Consider the following 16,832-nt stretch of genomic DNA (forward strand, 5'->3'; position numbering starts at 1 on the left):
TTTAAGAAAAAATCTTCAAAAATCACTTGCTATTTAAGACAGTACCTCGATTGGCATTAGTTTTTCCTTTAAAAAGCTCTTTTCCAATAATCATGATAATTCACTTTACCTATCAATTTTTTTATCAGCCCTGGGTAGTCATATTTAATCTCATATTCATAAGAATTAGCAGGATTATGCACGAATGAGCTGTCAATTCTTTTTGTAAGGAAATGTATTGTCATGTTATAAAATGATTCATCTACACTTTTCGGATTATTTTCTTCTGGTAATGTTTGGCCTTCTTCATATTTGAAATTTTTAGACGCACGATCAGTATAAAGTCGTCTTATTGGCTTACCATTCCTAAAGAAATCAAATGACAATGCGCTTATGGTGTCGTATTGGTAGAAAGTCATTATCTCATGATTTTTAGATAGTTTAGATTTAGTCGATTCACTTGAAATAAAATGGCTATCACAGCGAATGATTGTAGCATTCTCAAAAAATGAAAAAACTATTTTCCCTTTAGACTGAAATCCATTCCAGTAATCATTTAAATTACTTTTTTTAATCAATTCAAAAGACTCGATTTCTAGCAATTCGAACAACTCACTTTGTCTGGTTTCAAAATTTTCGTTTATGATTATACCTTGAAGTTTTAATCCCATTTTTTTCAAATTAATGCCAACACTTGTATATACGCAACTCTCCTTTCACTCTATCGCGTCTATATCTTCTTAGTCCACAGGAGTCTAAGCGGTTTAGAATAGCAATTTAACGCCATTGTCTACCAACACCAGAGATATCTTGGGTTTTTTGTCGGTAATAAGAGCATTGAGGCTGAATTTTGTACAACGGGCTTTTGTCGTTTGTACACGGGTATAGATCTGCAAGTATACTAGATACAAATCAATATACCGTTCGGCTCTTCAATCCCCCTACGCCATAGCCACCGCAAGCCCCATTTATTTCCTTACAAAACTTGAATCACAAAGTAGAATCTCTCGCTTTTAAAGGTATGGTTTTCTTCCAAAGCAAAAAATACCCTGATCGGGGTATTTTTCTATAGTGATTATAGGATTTGTACAATACAATGTTTGTATAAGCATTTTTCTGGTTTACACATCAATCTAAAAATACTTAGGTTTCTAATTTTTTTATGACTTCCTAACTGATTTGGCAAAAATAAAGGCCTATAAAAGGCCCTCATCTGCAAAGCTGAAATAGCCCACGTTTGCAAATATCACGTGGTCCAAAACCGAAACTTCAAGGTACTTTCCGGCTTCTGCCAGTCTTCATGTCAGTGTTCTATCCTGTTCGGAAGGTTTTAGGTTTCCCGAAGGATGGTTATGAACGAGGATGATTCCGATGTCCAGTGCCTTATTGAATATCAGCTTCGGATCTGCTAGGGTTGCGTGGGTTCCTCCTGAACTGATCTTCTGGAATTTCAGAACTTGGTTGTTTCTATCCAGCAGCATAATGTAGAAGTGTTCTACCAGTTTATCGTACAGGAACGGTTTCATGCAGTTGTATGCATCCTGGGAACAGTGAATCTTTATTTTCCGGTCGGGTTGCTCAAACATCCGTCTTCTACCCAGTTCGAATGAGATAACTAGTGCAGTGGCCTTGGCGTACCCTATCCCTGCTATTTTAAGCCATCTTTCCATGTCCCATCTTGCCAGTTCTGAGAGCCGGAAGTCTGCGAGTGCGAGTATTTCCCTGGCTTTGTCCACGGATATATTTGCGATGGCTGCGATAATCTGGTAATCTGTCATAGCGGACTTTCCCTGTGTGTAGAGCATTTCAGTGGGTTCGGATAATTGATTAAAACGTTTCATGGTGTGCTTACCGAGGGCGCTGGAGGGCTAAATGAATGATAAGCCCATCCCATGGGGAGTTTTTCACTAAGCACAAGGAGAAACGGAATAAATCACGTCAGTCAGTCACATCCTATTATGCCGTAGTTCCTTGGAACACATCAGGCGTTCAATTCGGATGCATGTGAAAAAATAGCCCATAACTTTGGTGAGTCATTGATTTGGCCAATTTATATGGATTGGGTTAACGTCTAAATTTTAATCCTGTTTAACACTGATTGTGCGTTACGATAGAAAAATGCCCTAAAAATAGTTGAACGTGTTCTGATCTCCGATTATTGGTTTGTACACCTTTCACCAAAATGGTTAAACCAACGATAGAATTGTTTCGTGCGAGGATGAGAAATGAGGATTTACAAAAGAATTTAAAAATAGTTGGAGGTTTCTTTCAACGAGGTGCAACCTTAGAGTGCGCCGAAGGATTTCCCAAAAACAAATAGTAAAAGAGGCAAATAAAAGGCTATAGCCAAAAAAACCTTTAAGGTTTCATAAACCCCAAAGGTCGGCATACGGAAACTTGGAGGCTTACCATACCTCAAAGGTCTATTGTTCCCTACTTCTAAAATTGCTCCGGCATGTCCTTTTTCAATGTGATAATTACCACTCCGTTTTTCCCTTTTTCACCATATTTATCGGTCGCCCATTTATCTTTTATGACCGACATGCCTGAAATGTCCTCTGAATTTATTTTCTCCATATCTTCAATCTCAACCATTCCATCTTTTGTTGAAAGTAACATTAATGGACTGTTTTCCGAATCTCCCGAAACTTTCATTTTTATGTTCGGATTTTTAGTGCCATCACTAGCTGTTCTTTTTTTAGTACCATCCACAATAGTCGATGGCCCAACAACTAATGGCTTATTGGAAAAATCATATTTATCAATATCACTGACACCTTTCAGTTCCGAAAGCTCTTTTTGCTGGGTTTCGCTGAGTTCATTTTTAATGGCAACCAAAGTTGATAACTTTTTTTTCTTCAATGAATTTTCCAGGTTTAATACTATATCCAATTGCCTGGAAACTGCCTCAGGGTTGGGTTTGGTTGCGCTCAGCATTTTCTTTAACTTGGCAGAAGCTTCATCCAGATCCAATTTGCCCGTAAAGAATTCTTTGGAACTTTGGCTGTGTATCTTTGTAATTTTTTCTAACTGTTGGTCAGAAAGGGAAATGGCAAAACTGTTTTGAAATACAAGGTTGGCAGAATACAGGTTTTCCTGAAATATATCCTGTGCATTGAGGACACCTGAGCATAGAATTATTCCAATTATCAATAGCTTTTTCATATAGATTAAATTTTGTTAGAAATCAGTCAAAAGGGAAGAAGTCGGGGACTCCCAAGACTCCATTTCGGTTGTGGATTCAATTTTAAATTTGAGCTCATTGTTTTGTCCTGCTTCCAGGGTAATGATGATCACGTCATGATCCAAGGTTTGGATGGCTTTATCTTCAATGAAAAACCAAGCCAATAACGCCAAGGTAGCCGCAACTCCTAATGGAATCAAACTCCATGATTTCGACTTTTTAATTTTTGGAAATGGGGGAACCACAATTGCTGAATCCTCCGCTCTCATTTCGCTAAAGAAATTTACCAGGTCTTGGTCTGTGGAATTACCAGTTATTTTCATGCTGTGTCTTTTTTAAAATAAGTTCTTTGAGGTTTCTTTTTCCTCTGTCATAATGTGTCCTGACTGTGCCGATACTGATTTCCATGATTTCGGCGGCTTTTTCCAAGGTAAGGTTGTGATAGAACACCAATAATAAAACTTCCTTTTGTCTTTCTGGTAGCTTTTCGATCAATTCCTCATGGCACGCAGCGGTGACTTCTTGTTCTGTTTCTGCTACATCAAATTCCGCTTCAAGTGGATAGATGTTCTTTACCTTCTTTTTCCATTCCGCAGCCGTAAATCTGATGACAGAAAAGAGCCAGGTCTTAATTTGGGATTTTTCTTTATAGGAGGCTTTCCCCTCAAGAATTTTCAAATAAACCTGTTGCAACACATCCTTGGCCAAATCCTCATCAAAAGAGCAGCACTGCCTTGACCAGTGGTAAGCTGCTTGGTGATGTTCTTTAAGGAGGTTTTCCAGGTGAGATTTTTTCATTCTTATCCATTAGTATCTAAAAGTTGGAATTATATGACACGGATACCATGTTTTTTTAAAAGTTTTTTAATTTTATTAGGCAAAAGAAAGGAATAACTGCCTGAGATAATTGAATTTGTTCCAGAAAACCTAAATATTTGGTATAATCAACTTGTTACAAGCCGGTTAATCTTACAACAGAATATTCTGACAAGCCAGTTTCTCCTTTTAAAGGTAAGAGCTTTAAAAATACATTATTGATCACACAGAAAAAAAGAAGTGTTTTGGCACCGTGGGTTTACTTCTTTCCGGCTCAGCCATATTATCCCTTCGATATTTGGATTGCATCAAACTTAGCATCTGGACAGCTGCAATAGGCTATATCGATTGCGACCGGCCGGTTTTCCACTTTGAAAATACGGTTAAAAACAAAAAAACTCCCCAGTCGTTGACTAAGGGAGTTTCGATCGGCGATAAATTCTCACTCCAACAAAAAAGGTGATACAACTTAAAGCTTCCAGATATATTTTCTAAAATCGTATTGTCTCACTTAACGGATATGTCGCCTCCCCAACGGGCCTTGCGGTGTATTGAAAGGTTTGGACCTCCGAATTGTCTCCATACACCTTGACCGTTGCTGTTAAATCTTCGAAGTCCCCGTCGGGAATGTCTCCTGTATGGACCACGTTGAAAATAAAGCCAAAAGTATGAACGGGTTCTGTTGATTCCACAACCAGTTTGGGAAAGGAGCCCAGAGTAGATAGGTTGTAGGTGTTGGCTTGTGGAAGAACTTGGGTCCATTCTATGTCTGTGGGCTGGACTACTTCGGCAGAAACAAAACCGGTTTCTCCCTTAAAGAGCGAATGGATGCCAAAAATAACAAGATATTCGTCCAAGCTTCCCTTCATATCAATTTCAAACCGGGCTATCTTTTCTACCAAAGGCTGTTCCTCCGGCTCATTTGAACAGCTTATGAGGAGAAAAATAAGGGAAAATCAATGAAAATTTTAATGCGTTCATCATGGCGGGAGTAAGTTGGGTTTCACATCTATTTAATCTTTGATCTTAAATATTGTCTATAAATTTGGTAATTGGATTTAAAAATAATTAAAACAATTAAAATTATTAATATTTTTATCATAAGGTTTAACAGTGCTAACTGATTGCCTGACACCAATTTGCCTTAGATGGTTTCGAAGTGAAAATTGTGAAGCATCCATTTGATATACATCTTCTCTGAATATTGCGCTCACATTATTCCCTTCAATTTTAAACAAACAATCCATTCCCTTCACCCAATGCTGCACCTTACAATCCCTGATCCTTCCGACAAGGGAATGTCCAAAGACGGTATAAATTTTTATTCCGGAGGGCAATCGGGAAATCCCAGCTAGTAATAGCTCTTTATCCATCTTTGCCCCAATAGCCAAAAAGGCCGCATATGCGAAATCCATCCTTCCAATTTTATATTGTACCATTGAGATCAAATGAAAAACCGCATCGGAGATAAAAAGCATCCGTACATTTTCCGAAGGTCCAGGGGAAAAACAAACGATGCCACGTGAGGCGAGCTTGTGTGTCAAAACGCCATGGATTTCCCAATCCACGGCGTTTCCGTATTTATCCCGATAATCCGCAACCAGCCTTCCTCGCTGGTCTTCCCGCAAAACCCCCGAGAACAGATGTTTTACCTCCGGGCTTATTCCGAGACTGTCCAGCAATTCAAATTCTCCTCTGACGGCTGTCATGATCTTCGGATGTGTTTCGGCTTTCAGACGTATCGTTTGTATTATACCGTTTTGCATTATCCCCGAACCGGCTCTGAAATTTGTCTGGGGAGCCAAGTGAAACCTTTGAAAGTTCTTCCTTTACGAGATTCAAATCCCTAACCGAATCTTTGTCATTGGGATCGAGGGCAATCCTTCTTTCCGTTTGCTGCTGCATTTTCTTCAATCCGTCATGATAGCCTTTGGAATAGGATTGTTCCTCGCTGCTTTTTGCGCCAAGCATCCGCCGCACCCCGGTAATCAACAAATAGGAAATTCCACCATCCAACAACACGGACAATACCAGTCCGTTTCGGTTGGACCGGATTCCTTTTCGGTCGGAAGTGGAGAACTGGAACTGCGTACCATCTGAAAGCTCCACAGCTTCCCCTTCCTTAAATTTCCGCTTTTGGTCTGAAGTGAGTTTTTCGCCGTTGACGGTTTCGGGTGCCTGAACTCCCCTGGGATCATAGCTCAGAAACTGTTTGGTGTCCCTGTCGTAGGCAATGATTTTTGTTTTTGCGTTTCCGTTCCGGTCCACATAATTTTTCCGGATATTGGCCACCTCTCCTTCAATCAACCGCTTCTTTTCCTCCTCGGAAAGGCGGGGATGGGTGTTTGGAGATCGGTATACCGGATCAACCCGCAGGGAAGGGTTACCGTCCGCTCCCCGGACTATGGACAGCCTGGCCGGAAGGCTGTCGATCTGTACATCCTTGCCTTTTAGGTTTTTTAATTCCACCACATCTGTCATCCTGCCTTCCCGTAACGCCCTTACCTGGTCCTCCGGTATGGTAAACTTGCCATCCCGGTAGACCCCGAACATCTTCAACTCCTGCATGGGTAATAGTTTTTCCTTTATCATCGTCCTAATTTTAAAGTGGTTTCAAATTCCTGTTTTGGTTCTTTACTTTCCGGTTGCGCTGAAATTTCCGCTCCGGTCTGCATAGTTTCCTGCTGCTTCTGTTCTCTTTTCCGGTCAAAAACCATCAGGTAGTCCATGATTTTTTGGGAATCTGCGGCCGCCTGATGGATCTCAAAAGGCTTTTCGGTAAGGATCTTGATCCAACTGTCCACATAAGCCACATGTTGCTTGGGATCATGTCCGATTTGCAGTTCCGATCCCAGCATCATGCTGGCTATTTCCGCACGCAACTCCTCCCTGGCATAATCCTGGGTGCCAAAGGTGTTCATAATGCTTCGGTCCAATCGGTTCTTATGCCCTGTCCAGTGTCCCAGTTCATGAAGCAGGGTGGCATAATACCTGTCGGAGGATAAAAACTGGGTCCGCTCCGGCATCCGGATGTTATCCCCCAGGGGTGAATAATAGGCTTTGTTGCCGTGGACATGTTCGATATTGGCTTTGGTATTCTTCACCAGGTTTTCCACCCGGTTCAGTTTTTCCCACTGGCTGATTTCCTCTCTTTTCCCCAACGGGGGCACCCCCTTGATCTGCTCGGCGTTAAACACCCATGCCTTGGTCACGATGGTGGAGTCCAGTTCTTTTCTAACCTTTACGGGTTCACCCTTTTGGTCCAACACGGGTCTTCCCTGTTCATCCCTTTTCGGATACACCTGATGGGTTTTGACGAAGTTGATAGCCATGCCCTTTGCGCCTTTTTGCACCTGCCATCCTTCCGCCTGCGCCTGCTTGAAGGTTGCCCACCGGGGATCTTCATAGGGTGTAAATAGTTGCAGATAGAGGGAGTTCAGTCCCCTGTAGGCTTTGTTGGTGACGGCGTTATAGGGCTTTTCAAATGCGGAGCTTGACTTTTCCCAGGGCTGCTGCCAGGGAGCGGTTCCTTCCTTAAGTTGCTCAATGATCTTGGAGGCCACCGCTTCATACATTTTTGGGGTTTCAACTGCCATGATCGATGGGGTTTTCGGGTTCAACATCGTCTTCCGGCGGGATTTCGTCCAGGGTTGAAACTTGGAACAATTCCGCTTCTTCTGGAGTCAGTTGCACCCGGTTTTCGGTCTGCAGCCTGTGCAACTTTCCCAAAAGGGACTGCATGGTTTTTTCTTCTTTTGTTTGCATGGGTTTTGGTTTTTTGGTTGTTGTATCGTTACATTCATTCAGCGGCGGTATAGTATCCGACTATGTTTTCCACCTCCTCCCGGATCCGCATAAAATTCCGGGTAAGCACCTGCTCTTTGTTGCCCTTGAAGTCGTAACATTTGGGAATGGGTCTGTAGTTTTGTTCCTCCTTTTTTATCTCCCGTGGATTAAGGTCCACCCGGCAATGGATATTGGCAGTCTTGTAGGCAACGTTGAATTTATCCGCATCCACCGCCAACAGGCCCACCAACTCCCCGGTTTGCATTCCGGCGATCTTTCCGGCGGGAATCAGGGGATCGTATTTTTCGTTTAGGGAAATGGAGGTTTTGCTGCGGTCGATGGAGACGCTTTCCCCCAGTTGCTTCTTTTTGCCGAACATGCGTTCCAGCCATTCCAGGGTTTCCTTGTTCCGAACCGAACCGCTCAGCACGTTTCCGATCACAGCGGTCATGGTAGTGGCGGTATCCTTGCCCTGCAACTGTTTAAGCTGGGGCAATTCCTGTAAGCCCAACAATACCGCTACCTTGTTGCTTCGTGCGGTGGAGATCAGATTTTCCACCCGGTGTATGTACAGGGTAGGGGCTTCGTCCGCCACGATTGCCACGGGCAAATTCCCTTTTGTATTGAGCAGGCGGGTAAGGCGGTTCACGATTACCGAATAACAGGTGGAGTTGATATTTTGGGTGGCGGGACTGTTGGCCAGCACCAGGATGGCCGGGGAATTTGGATCGGAGATCCGGAGATCAAAGTCATCCCCGGAAAATATCCAAGCCGTCTCCTTGGTGTTCAGACGGGAAATAAAGATTTTAAGTGTGCCCACCTGTCCTTCCAATTGTTCAAAGGCTCTTTTTTCAAGGGCACTTCGGAAAGGACTAAGGAGCGATTCCAGTTCCGGAAATGAAGAAAGGCAGGCAAAAATCTCCTCATAGGTGCGGTTTAACAGCGCAAGCAAATGGGCAAAGGTAGAATACTTCCCGTTTTGATGCCGGGAAACAAAGTAGATGGCGGAAGCCAGAAAATTTACGGCCGACTGGGTAAAGAATTTGTCCGATCCGCCGGAAGATTCTGATTTTTGAAGCGACTCAACAATGGCCTCAGCGGTTTCGGAAGCATCGGCAAGGGTCTGAATATAATCACGCTTTAAGGGGTTGATCCGTTTGGAATATTCCACTTGGTCCATATTGACCACCAAAAAGCGGTGATTGGGGATCTTTCCTTTTTGTTTTCCCAACAGGAAATGATAATAGGCAATCTGTCCCAAATCCGGAAACTTAAAATCATACAGGCACATGGTATATCCCTTGGCGATCATTTGCCGGATAAAGGGATTCACCACGCTGTAGGACTTGCCGCTTCCGGGCGTTCCTATCAGCAAGGTTCCCCGAAACGGGTTTACGATGTTGATCCAGCCTTTGTGGATCCGCTTTTTATAATAAAAACGCATGGGAATATTTACCGAATAGGGAGTCTCCATCCGGTTTTTTTCCTGCATAAAGGATTCCCCCTCAATATTCCATTCGTCTTTCCCCAACCCGCTGCGGATCAGCTTGGAAACATTGTCCAATGAGGTATGGATCAACACCGCCCCGACAAGCGAGCAAACGCAAAATGCCAGATCTGCCCAACTGGTATAGGGAAGAATTAAGGAACTAGCCTCCATGGAATAGAAAAAAAGCGAACCGAAGAACATTCCGAATCCAATCATCAGCGGAATCATGATCTTGGTTTTGGGGTCTAGGTTCAACTCTTTTTTGGAAAGGGTTCCTATGGATGCCAGACAGATGGCTAACAAAATGGACAGCTTGCTGTAGACCAGATTTTGATAGATTGGCAGATTCATCAGCTTGTCCAAAATTGGAAGCAGCCTGCTGCCCGCAGCCGGATTCTCCAGAACTTTATGGCTGTAGATGAAAAGAAAGATTTCCAGGAACACCATGGCATAGACCAGAGACTGGATCATTCCGTGTAGCTTTTCCAAATGCCTTTTCTGTTCCATCTTCCTTGGCGGTTACAAAATTCTTTCTACAGCGTGTCCGCCTGAAGTAAATCGGAATAGTCAATTTCAAGCGTCAGACTTCTTCCGGAAAGTTGGGTTTCGGTCAATTCGATGACCAGCACCTTGTTGTTCGGAAAGGAAAATTTCTTCAACACATAAATGTTCCGGTATTTCCGTTTGAAGGTTTCCTTTTCAAATAGGGTGTAAACAGGTTCCAGTTCAATGCCTTGCACGTTTGTTGCCTTTACAATCTTTTTGTCTTCCACCCTAAACCTCACCTGATCCACGTCAAACTTGAGGTTGGTTTCGTTGGCGAAGGTGATATCCAGGAAAATGTAATCGTCCAGCGTGTGGATATTGTTGACATAGCCTGTAATCCCGTATTGGGAATTGTGCAGGTTTTTGATTTTATACTTTTGCTTGTAGACTTCTAGTGAAAATTCCCTTAGCTCATTTTGCGTCAGCGGAGTGGTACCGATATCCAGCGGTCGCATATCGGATGGCAGAATTTCCAAGAGTGTGGGCACTTTCTGGTTTTGTGACGCATAGTGCAGGTCATATTGGGCAATGAATTTTTGCCCGATTATCGTAACCACACCCAGATCCTGCGAAGCGGAATGGCGTGTAAAAGTGCTGTCTCCCAGAACTTTTATCCGAAATACATTGTCGAGCGGAAGATCTCCCACGAGGTTTTTGCCGGAAATATCCACATATTGGATGGGCTCCGGGGAGGTAAAATGCAGGGTAATGTCTTCCCGAATGTAAAGCTTTTGCCTTTCGGAAACTGGATTGTTTGCTGCAGCTTCCTGTGCGTTTGCTTGGAAAACAAAAAGGGAAACGAGGCATATAATAACTACGGTAGTTTTCATGTCAGTTAGGGGTTAGTGTTAGTAAAGTTTTCGGGGTTCAGGTCATCTGAATCGACTAGATAAATAATTGTTCCGTATTTCAGGTTGGCTTTGTTTTGTCGGATTCTTCTGGACATTGCCTGGGAACTGGAGGTAAAAACCCGTTGCAGTGCGGACATGTACATCCGGTTCATTGAAGAGGGATCCTGTTGCATTTGTAGGTTCATTCCCCCGGTCACATTGCCGCCAAGGTCTTTGGAAAATTCCCGGAAGGAACTGGCGGGTACATACAGTCCCTCCATTCCGTCCAGGTCATAAATGTTCAAGTCGATGGGCAGGATTTTGTCCCCGGACATGACGCTGCTAACGGTCAGCTTTACCCGTTGGGCTTCGTATCCGCTGATCCATGCATATAGGTAGGTGCCCTTTTTCAACATGGAGTTGCCCACCCAAATATCATCCAGTAACCTTACCCTGATCCGTTCTCCCATCGTGCCCTTTCGGATTTCCTGATCCACGATGGCTTGGATAAAGGAAGGTTCGGCTGCTTTTACCACGGTGTTGAAATGTTGGTCAGATTGCCTGTTTTTGGAAACCTTCAGTGCCGGAGGGGGAAAGGTTTCTTCTTCCACCTTCCAATCCTCTTGCGGAACCTGATAGGCCGGATCGTTGGCTTTGGAGATCGAATCCACCAAGGCCATTTGGGCACGGAAAAGATCCATGGGGTCTTCATATCGGGTTTGAACCCGGGTTTTTCTGGGGGATTCCAATTGCCTTAATGCATCCATTACAAGCGCATCCTCGTCAGTTTGGATTCCCGGCGTATAACCGGGTTCAACCGGGGGATTTGTTCCGCTGAAAGAATACCTTTCAGGTGCTGTTACCGGTTGCGGATTGTTAATGGAATTTCTCAGTGCCAAATCAATGGAATCGAGCATTCTTTTTTCGGCCTCGTTATACCGGGAAAGTACTTCATCATCGGCATCCACTTCGATCCTAAGGTTTTTGATGGCTGTGTAGCCGTCCGCCCGTTTGTATCTGGATCGAAAGGCATCGAGCTTTCCGTCAATGCCGCTGTTTCTGATCTGATCCGAAACATCACCTACGGATTCCTGCAGGTCTTCGGCTCCCTGCCCATCTGACACTTCTTCGTTGTCAGCAAAAGACTGCATCCCATAATTCAGCAGCAGCATAAAGGGCAGTAGGATAAGTGGCAGGATATACTTTGGCTGTTTAAATTTAATCTTCATGGTTTCCTGGATTTGATTCGTGAAATTGTTGAAGTTGGAGAATGGCATTTTCAAGAAAAATACTGTCCTCCAAACTGATTTTTTCTTTTGCGATGATGCGTTCGACTTCCTCCTTTAGCTGTCCCACCTTTTTTGCCCCCCTACCAATCTTGTAAAGAGCGGAAACCTCGTCCGCCATCCCCGATCCGAGGTTGTTGACTTCGTCCAAGAGCCGAATATCTTCCTGTAATTTTGGTTGGGTAAAAGGTGGAATATATAAAGCGAGCAAAGCGGATAGGATCAATGTAGCGACCATTATCCCAAAGCTTTGTCTTGGATAGCGGACCATCATAAGATTCAGACTTTTCCTTACCTTTTGGTACAGGGTGCCAATATCCTTTTTGATTTCGGATGGGTTGTTAGAATGCGTTTTTTGAAACATGGCTTAGGTCTTTATTTTCCAAGGTTTTCCAGTTGGTTATCAATACCCCGTGGCTGTTGTTTTCCGACCGGGGAATATCCATCAGATACCCTTCCGTAATCAGGGAGCGGGTGATTGTGGCACTTCTGCGTTCTATTCGCTGCTTTCCGAAATAGACAAACTTGTTGTTCGGCTCCAGCACAATGGAGTCGGTCTGCAGGGTCAATACAGAACTCGAACTGAGGATGGAGTTGAAATAGCCCTTCTCCTTCAAGTTGTTGTATTGCAACACACCGGACTCGTCTGCCAGGTACATGGCCTTTTTCATCTGGTACTCAATGTGCCTGTCGTCCGGGGTTAGGGAAAAAAAGAGGCTGTGGAAAAGGTCTACCGCCGCCCGGTATTCCGCGGGGCGGTTCATCTGCATGTTGGTCTGTTTGGCCAGAATGGGAATATCGTTGTCAAGGATATAAATGGACTGCCTGGCGTTGGATACCTGCTTGTAGGCAAAGAAGGAGACGGTAACGCTGATAGCGATGGCCGCAACCAAACTCCCCAGGGAGATGACGGTGGCCAGTTTGATTTTTGATTCGATGTTTTGTATGATCATGGCTGTTGAATTTTATTTTCCCATTATGGCACCCGCTGACATGCGGGAACTGCTTCGGCCCACCATGGAACCTGTCCTGCCTGCCGTGGCTGCCGCTGCGGTAATTCCTGATGTGCTGATTATCCAAGTGGAGATAGATGGAACCGTGGTAATGGCGATGGCTCCAACCAAAAAACTGACGATAACCAACCCAAATGAAAGGATGCCGTTGCCCGCCATCCAAGCCAGTTTGGACAGGACCTCTTCTCCTGAACCGGTGTCCAGCAGGGCTTCGTATTTTTGGATTTCCTGCAGAAAGGCATACTCCTGCATCAGCCCGCAGACATATAAGACCAGATAGGCAATGCCAACATACAGGTTGACGGCCACAAAACGGGCAATCCATGTGGTAAAGGCATCCCGAAAGGCCGGCAATACACTTACCGCCAACGAGAAGGGTCCCAAAATCACGAGGATGGTAGAATAGATAATCTGTATAAAAAAGACAAAATAGACACAGATCCGCAGTATCCAGATAGCGAGGAGTTCCAGCAATTGGGTAAAAAGCAGTTGCATGTTGGTTTGCATCCGGATTTTCATCTGAACCAACGGACCGTACACGTTGTCGGTAAAGAAGCCCTTTATGCCATCCACCATAACGGTGCCCAACCCCTTGTCCGCTTCTTGGGCCTGTTGGGAGGCAAGTTCGGTGGTGGCTTGGAACTCGACCATCTTGTCGGCCACCTCAATGATATAAACCGCCCGGTCCAGTCTCAAGGCATTAATCCGGTCATTTTGGGTGGAAAACATGGCCTCCGTTTTTGCGGAAATCAGATCGGTGGGAAAGGCGATAACCCGGCAAAACATGCCCCACCACATGGTAAGCATCAGTAAACCAAAGGGACGGAGAAGCGGCATGATTTCCATTTTTTTATCCCCTACCATCATCTCATAGGATTTGATGGAAAAGAATATTAGCATAAAGATGCAGACCAACGCCTGGGCATCCCGGATAAATGGGCCAAAATGGCTGTACGCATAATCCCGCATTCCCTCAAAAAAGCGCATGATTCCCCGGTCATACACCCCGTTTCCCTGAAGAAAGGAAATCGCCTCCTTATATTCATTTGGAGGAACAGGCACCTGGGCTTTAGCCAATGGTTTTATAGCAAAAATTAAAACCAGTATTAAAATTAAAGTAGTCAGTGTTTTTCTCATCTTAGTTGGATTCTTCGTTGTAGGATTCCCGAAAGGATATCATCTTGTTGGGCGGGTTGCCCTGATAACCGGATCTGTCGGTTTTGCACGTTTTCCATACGTTCCCGGAAGACTAGCATTTTCTGGGATAGGGATAGTTTGTATTCCCAGTTGCTTTGAATTTTTCTCATCTCCAGCAGGATTCGGTGGTACATCAGCATGCGTTGACCCCTTTCCATATCCATCGTTTTTGCCATTCCATATCTTTCCGTAAGGCTTTGCATATGCTCCAGATACCAGGCATAGGCTCCGTTTTCCAGCATATAGTCCCTTACTTCTGGGGAAGAATGCTCGAAGGCGTTGCCTTCAATATTATCCAGCGGGGCGAGTTCCGTTTTATAGTAAAGGAGATAGAGGGGATCGGCTCCGCTAAGGGCACCTGATATGCGGGTCATTTCTCGTATGGCCAAATTTGCAACGGTGTCCGCCTGTTGTTTGTAGTAGTCCGAGGAAATTTTCATGGCCGCTGCCAGTCCAATACGTTGGGTTTGGTTGCCGGAAGGTGAGAGGGGTCTCCGGTCCAGGTTGGGATAGTTCGGATGCATGGCCCAGGTCAGGTACCAATTTGGGTTGGTGGGAATACCAAGAATCCGGTTTGGCCGGGGGTAGAAGCGGTTGTTGTCCCATTGCCGGTATACCATCCGTTCCTGCTGGGCAATCACTGCCCGGTCACGAATAGGCATTTGAGCTTGGGCATCTGTCAGATGCAGCAGCAAACCCATCGGAAGTAACAGTATATATTTTATGTTAGCACTCATTGGAGTATTCTTTTTTGGCGTAAAATCTGGTCGGCAAGATTGAGGTTTTGGTTGATGTAGGTCTGGTAGGGATTTAGCTGTTTCAGCACCCCGTTTATATTGGCCCAATACATGGCATTGCGCACCGCAAGAAGGTAGGCAGCAATAAGTTCTATTTCCTGTCGGATTTTGACCAATAGCTCATCCCGCACATTGCCGTTGATCAGGAGGTTTTCCCCTTCAGAAAGTACGAAAGTGGAAACTTCGGTAATGAGGGTGAGGCTTCTTTCCTTAGCCTGCTTGATATAGGTTTCGGCAAAGAGAAGCAGCACCGGATTTTGGGAAGACATCACCAGAGTTTCATCACTTAGGACATAAATACGCTGTAGCGTTCTTCCGATCTGTTTTACCTGAATGGCATTTTTCAAACCTTCATTGACCTCGTTGAGTGATTTCAGAATTAGCTTCTCCACCATGGCAAGGGTGGTAGTGTTCAGTCCGATGTCATCGGTGTTTTGGCGGATGCCGTCCAGGCTTTCCTGATAGCCCATCTCAGATACATTCCGCATGAACGCATTATCGTTGACTATAAACAAATGGTCCCGGTCAAACACGGTGGTTTGGGCCATGAGTATGGGACAATTTGCCAGAAATAGGAAGGTAAGTAGCTTTTTCATTGCTTTAGCTGTTGAATGTTGGCCAGAATCTCGTCCACCGTTTTGGATGCTTCCGTCTGGTAAAGAGGAAAGGGACTAAATCCGGCCACCCTTCGGATATGGGATTCAAGGCTTTGGGAGGTAGCCTGCGATAGCCGGTTAATGGATCGGAGCTCGTGTAGCACATGCTGGAGCAACAGCCGCCTTTCGGATACCTTCATTTGATTGAGGTCTCCTCCGGGTGCTATCAATCCCAACAGGTAATTCAGCAGGGACCGGGATTTCCTTACAAAGAGCTTTTCTGTTTCCAGTGCCAGTGGAATCAAAGTAGGATCATTTTGGCAATAGAAAATAATCTGTTCCTGATGGTCAAGAATTGACCTGACAAGCGGATCTGCCGTGGCCGCTAGACCAACCGCCTCTGCCAGCAGGTTGAGTTTGGCAAACCTCTCTTGTACGACCCGGTATTTCTCCTTGACATTGGACATCAAATTCCGGTTTACCTCTTCGTTTGATGTGTTTTTAAGTTGGTTTTCTTTGGCGTCCAGTTGTCGTTCATGCTCATTTTTGGAGTCTTCCACCAATTGGTGGAGCAGGCTGACGTTGATCTGGCCAAATAGCGGTGACGAGAAAACAAGGGGTAGGATAAAAAACAAAATCTTCATGGCTTTATCGGGATAGGGTTTTTCGCTTTCTAATAATGTCATCCATTATGGCCAAGTCCATTTCCACATATCCCTGAAAAGGGTTTAGGGATTTGAAAAGTCCCCTCATGGCTGCAAACTGCATGGAGCGGTACATTCCGTAGGTATAGGAGCGGAGAATTAGCAGTTCGTTTAATATGGTGTTGAGGATTTTGGCCCTTTCCCCGGCATCCATCAGGTTGTCCTTTCCGCCTTTAAGCGCAAACTGCTGCACTTCAAGGGACAGAGCGGTAGCCCGCTGCCGAAACAGCGTGGCGTTCTGCTCGGCAAAGACCAAGAAGGCCGGGTTTTCACGAGCTAATGCCATGATATCATTGACATCCCCCGTAATGCCTGTTGCGATCCGGGCGATTTCCCTAACGTTGGCCAGGTTGGTGAAAATGGCACTAACCTCCGTCAAGCCGGCATACAGTTTTTCCTGCATGCTATTGACAACGGTAAGATTTCCGGTGACGGCCAATTGACCACGCTCTATTAGCGTCAGCCGTTCGTTGGTGGTATTCAACTGCGTGTTGATTACTGCCGCATGGGTAGCCTGGGCGGCTGAAACGGCAGGATCCACATAGACTTGCGCATGGGAAAGACCCCAGTAAAGAAGTATAAATAGCGTTGTCAGTGTTTTCATAATAG

The 16,832-nt window shown here is 44.8% G+C and carries 19 protein-coding genes and 1 pseudogene; all 20 read right to left on the reverse strand.

From position 1 onward, the window contains the following. Window positions 1–68: 68 nt before the first annotated feature. Complete coding sequence (locus FQ608_RS03080) at window positions 69–650, reverse strand: hypothetical protein (protein ID WP_158856356.1); 582 nt, start codon at window positions 648–650, stop codon at window positions 69–71. 525 nt (window positions 651–1,175) lie between these two features. Next, window positions 1,176–1,820, reverse strand: a pseudogene (locus tag FQ608_RS27875) (JAB domain-containing protein). Between the two features lie 598 nt (window positions 1,821–2,418). Then, window positions 2,419–3,144, reverse strand: a complete 726-nt coding sequence (locus FQ608_RS03090) for a hypothetical protein (RefSeq protein WP_158856357.1) — start codon at window positions 3,142–3,144, stop codon at window positions 2,419–2,421. A gap of 15 nt (window positions 3,145–3,159) precedes the next feature. Further along, on the reverse strand, window positions 3,160–3,486 hold the full coding sequence (locus tag FQ608_RS03095; protein ID WP_158856358.1) for a hypothetical protein: 327 nt from the start codon (window positions 3,484–3,486) through the stop codon (window positions 3,160–3,162). Next, window positions 3,470–3,961 (reverse strand): RNA polymerase sigma factor, encoded by a 492-nt coding sequence (locus tag FQ608_RS03100; RefSeq protein ID WP_158856359.1) that lies wholly within the window; start codon window positions 3,959–3,961, stop codon window positions 3,470–3,472. The genes FQ608_RS03095 and FQ608_RS03100 overlap by 17 nt, the downstream gene beginning before the upstream one ends. Window positions 3,962–4,470: 509 nt before the next feature. Then, complete coding sequence (locus tag FQ608_RS03105; protein ID WP_234364035.1) at window positions 4,471–4,848, reverse strand: hypothetical protein; 378 nt, start codon at window positions 4,846–4,848, stop codon at window positions 4,471–4,473. A 189-nt stretch (window positions 4,849–5,037) separates the two neighbouring features. After that, on the reverse strand, window positions 5,038–5,688 hold the full coding sequence (locus FQ608_RS03110; RefSeq protein WP_158856360.1) for a hypothetical protein: 651 nt from the start codon (window positions 5,686–5,688) through the stop codon (window positions 5,038–5,040). Then, window positions 5,663–6,571, reverse strand: a complete 909-nt coding sequence (locus FQ608_RS03115) for a DUF4099 domain-containing protein (RefSeq protein WP_234364036.1) — start codon at window positions 6,569–6,571, stop codon at window positions 5,663–5,665. The genes FQ608_RS03110 and FQ608_RS03115 overlap by 26 nt, the downstream gene beginning before the upstream one ends. Further along, window positions 6,568–7,575 carry an ArdC family protein gene (locus tag FQ608_RS03120; RefSeq protein WP_158856361.1) on the reverse strand — a complete coding sequence of 336 codons (1,008 nt, stop codon included), beginning with the start codon at window positions 7,573–7,575 and terminating at the stop codon, window positions 6,568–6,570. The genes FQ608_RS03115 and FQ608_RS03120 overlap by 4 nt, the downstream gene beginning before the upstream one ends. Beyond that, a complete protein-coding gene (locus FQ608_RS03125) occupies window positions 7,565–7,744 on the reverse strand; it encodes a hypothetical protein (RefSeq protein WP_158856362.1) in 180 nt (59 codons plus the stop codon). Before FQ608_RS03125 ends, FQ608_RS03120 begins: the two co-directional genes overlap by 11 nt. A 34-nt stretch (window positions 7,745–7,778) precedes the next feature. Further along, window positions 7,779–9,761 (reverse strand): type IV secretion system DNA-binding domain-containing protein, encoded by a 1,983-nt coding sequence (locus FQ608_RS03130; RefSeq protein ID WP_158856363.1) that lies wholly within the window; start codon window positions 9,759–9,761, stop codon window positions 7,779–7,781. A gap of 26 nt (window positions 9,762–9,787) precedes the next feature. Next, the gene (gene traN, locus FQ608_RS03135; RefSeq protein ID WP_158856364.1) at window positions 9,788–10,630 is read right to left on the reverse strand and encodes a conjugative transposon protein TraN; all 843 of its coding nucleotides are present in this window, start codon (window positions 10,628–10,630) and stop codon (window positions 9,788–9,790) included. 5 nt (window positions 10,631–10,635) lie between these two features. Next, complete coding sequence (locus tag FQ608_RS03140; RefSeq protein ID WP_158856365.1) at window positions 10,636–11,859, reverse strand: conjugative transposon protein TraM; 1,224 nt, start codon at window positions 11,857–11,859, stop codon at window positions 10,636–10,638. Beyond that, entirely contained in the window at window positions 11,849–12,280 is a 432-nt protein-coding gene (locus FQ608_RS03145) for a hypothetical protein (RefSeq protein WP_158856366.1), read from the reverse strand. Before FQ608_RS03145 ends, FQ608_RS03140 begins: the two co-directional genes overlap by 11 nt. Further along, on the reverse strand, window positions 12,258–12,869 hold the full coding sequence (gene traK / locus FQ608_RS03150; protein ID WP_158856367.1) for a conjugative transposon protein TraK: 612 nt from the start codon (window positions 12,867–12,869) through the stop codon (window positions 12,258–12,260). Before traK ends, FQ608_RS03145 begins: the two co-directional genes overlap by 23 nt. Before the next feature lie 12 nt (window positions 12,870–12,881). Beyond that, window positions 12,882–14,066 carry a plasmid transfer protein gene (locus FQ608_RS03155; protein WP_158856368.1) on the reverse strand — a complete coding sequence of 395 codons (1,185 nt, stop codon included), beginning with the start codon at window positions 14,064–14,066 and terminating at the stop codon, window positions 12,882–12,884. Next, complete coding sequence (locus FQ608_RS03160) at window positions 14,063–14,863, reverse strand: hypothetical protein (protein WP_158856369.1); 801 nt, start codon at window positions 14,861–14,863, stop codon at window positions 14,063–14,065. The genes FQ608_RS03155 and FQ608_RS03160 overlap by 4 nt, the downstream gene beginning before the upstream one ends. Continuing rightward, window positions 14,860–15,519, reverse strand: coding sequence for a hypothetical protein (locus tag FQ608_RS03165; protein ID WP_158856370.1), 660 nt, complete (start codon window positions 15,517–15,519; stop codon window positions 14,860–14,862). The genes FQ608_RS03160 and FQ608_RS03165 overlap by 4 nt, the downstream gene beginning before the upstream one ends. Beyond that, window positions 15,516–16,205: a hypothetical protein gene (locus FQ608_RS03170; RefSeq protein WP_234364037.1), complete on the reverse strand. Its 690-nt coding sequence runs from the start codon at window positions 16,203–16,205 to the stop codon at window positions 15,516–15,518. The genes FQ608_RS03165 and FQ608_RS03170 overlap by 4 nt, the downstream gene beginning before the upstream one ends. Continuing rightward, entirely contained in the window at window positions 16,168–16,827 is a 660-nt protein-coding gene (locus tag FQ608_RS03175; protein WP_158856371.1) for a hypothetical protein, read from the reverse strand. The genes FQ608_RS03170 and FQ608_RS03175 overlap by 38 nt, the downstream gene beginning before the upstream one ends. Between the last annotated feature and the right edge of the window lie 5 nt (window positions 16,828–16,832).

The organism is Lunatibacter salilacus (assembly GCF_009797935.1).
GTDB classification, from domain to species: Bacteria; Bacteroidota; Bacteroidia; order Cytophagales; family Cyclobacteriaceae; genus Lunatibacter; species Lunatibacter salilacus.